Origin of the sequence: Streptomyces capoamus, from assembly GCF_014654935.1 — a bacterium.
Classification (GTDB): Bacteria; Actinomycetota; Actinomycetes; order Streptomycetales; family Streptomycetaceae; genus Streptomyces; species Streptomyces capoamus.
On sequence record NZ_BNBF01000008.1, the window covers coordinates 163678 to 165798 of the forward strand.

The 2121-nt window shown below is 68.9% G+C and carries 1 protein-coding gene and 1 pseudogene; one reads left to right on the top strand and one right to left on the bottom strand.

Going from position 1 to position 2121, the window contains the following annotated elements:
* Nucleotides 1-532 (bottom strand): annotated as a pseudogene (locus IE312_RS40190) (PucR family transcriptional regulator); the annotation flags it as partial.
* A gap of 256 nt (nucleotides 533-788) precedes the next feature.
* Between IE312_RS40190 and IE312_RS40195 the strand changes: the two are divergent.
* On the top strand, nucleotides 789-2121 hold a 1333-nt coding region (locus IE312_RS40195), incomplete at its 3' end, for a flotillin family protein (protein ID WP_229899791.1).

The following is a 2121-nucleotide window of genomic DNA, read 5'->3' on the forward strand; positions in this document are numbered from 1 at the left end:
CGTCCTTCGTGGTGAGCAGGACGCTGCGGTTGCCGAAGCGGGCCAGCAGCGCCTGCTCCACCTGCCGGGCGACCGGCGCGCCCTCCTCGTAGGCCACCGGGCCTTCCGCGACGGCGACGGCGTGTGCGTGCGACAGGCGCAGGCCGAAGCGTTCGGCGCGTTCGGCGAGGCGGCCCAGGTCGCTGCGGCCGTAGAGCAGGTCGTCGATGAACTCCCGGCGTGCGGCCTCCTCCTGGCGCACGGCGAGGCGCTGGGCGCGCTCGTAGCCCTCGGCGAAGGCGTCCACAGCCTGTTGTACGGCGACCAGAGTGCTGTCGAGGGATCCGGGAGTGTGCGAGCGGACGGCGCGTGCGGCGGTCAGGTGGGCGCTGACGAGGAAACGCAGCCCGTAACCCGCTTCCGCCGCCTGCTCGCCGAGGGTTCGCCGAGATTCCCTCTCCTCCCGGGTGAGGCGGCGGCCCGTGGCCGAGACCTCGGCCAGGATGTGGGCATAGCCGTCCAGATACTGCTCGGGAATGTCCCGCTCCGTCACGCTGCCCCCAGGATCCTGACACGCCGGTGACGCTTTCTTGGCGGGTCACCGGCATGCAGACCCTAGTGAACACTGCCGGACATCGGCAATGCGCGGGCGGGCACCGGTCGCCCATCATGACCTGCGGGGAGCACTGCGGAGGGTTCCGGTGCCGGACACCGGCAGGTGCTCGGCACCGGAACCCGTACCGAAGCAGTGCACCGTTCACTGACGCGCGCCTGTCTCTTCGACCGCCTCTGCCTCAAGGACGTATGCCATGACTGTCATCGGCGTGCTCGCAGCCGCCTTCCTCCTCGTCGTCGCCGTCGCGCTGCTGGTCGTCTCCCGGCTGTTCCGCAAGGTGGAGCAGGGCAAGGCGCTGATCGTCTCCAAGATGCGCAAGGTCGATGTGACCTTCACCGGGCAGGTCGTGCTGCCGGTGCTGCACAAGGCCGAGGTGATGGACATCTCGGTGAAGACCATCGAGATCACCCGGGCCGGCAAGGAAGGGCTGATCTGCCGGGACAACATCCGCGCGGACATCCGCATCTCGTTCTTCGTCAAGGTCAACAAGACGGTGGAGGACGTCATCAAGGTCGCCCAGGCCGTCGGCACCCAGCGGGCGAGCGACCAGCGGACGCTGCAGGAGCTGTTCCACGCGAAGTTCTCCGAGGCGCTGAAGACCGTCGGCAAGCAGATGGACTTCACCGACCTCTACACCCAGCGTGAGGAACTCCGCTACAAGATCATCGAGTTGATCGGTGTCGACCTCAACGGCTACCACCTTGAGGACGCGGCGATCGACTACCTGGAGCAGACGCCGCTCACCCAGCTCGACCCGGCCAACGTCCTCGACGCCCAGGGCATCCGCAAGATCACCGAGCTGACGACGATCGAGCACGTGCGCACCAACGAGTACCAGCGCACCGAGGAGAAGGAAATCACCCGGCAGAACGTCGACGCCCGCGAGGCGATCCTGGAGCTGGAGCGCCGTCAGGCCGACGCCGAGATCAAGCAGCGCCGGGAGATCGAGACGTCCCGGGCCCGCGAGGAGGCCGAGACCGCGCGGGTGATGGAGGAGGAGCGGCTGCGCGCGCAGTCCGCCTTCCTGCGCACCGAGGAACAGCTCGGCGTGCAGCGGGAGAACCAGGCCCGCGAGGTCGCCGTCGCACAGAAGAACCGTGAGCGGGTCATCGCCGTCGAGAGCGAGCGGATCGAGAAGGACCGCCTGCTGGAGGTCATCGCGCGGGAGCGGGAGACCCAGCTGACGAAGATCGCCGCCGAGAAGGAGGTCGAGGCGGAGAAGCGGGACATCGCCGAGGTCATCCGCGAGCGGGTCGCCGTGGACCGCACGGTCGCCGAGCAGGAAGAGGCCATCAAGAAGCTCCGCGCGGTCGAGGAGGCCGAGCGGCAGCGGCAGGCCGTGGTCATCGCCGCGGAGGCCGAGGCGCAGGAGAAGCTGGTCAAGGACATCAAGGCCGCGGAGGCCGCCGAGCAGGCGGCCGTCCACCGCGCCGCCGAGGAACTCACGCTCGCCGAGGCCCGGTTGAAGAGCGCCGACCTCGACGCGCAGGCCAAGTTGCGGCTCGCCGAGGGTGTCCAGGCGGAAT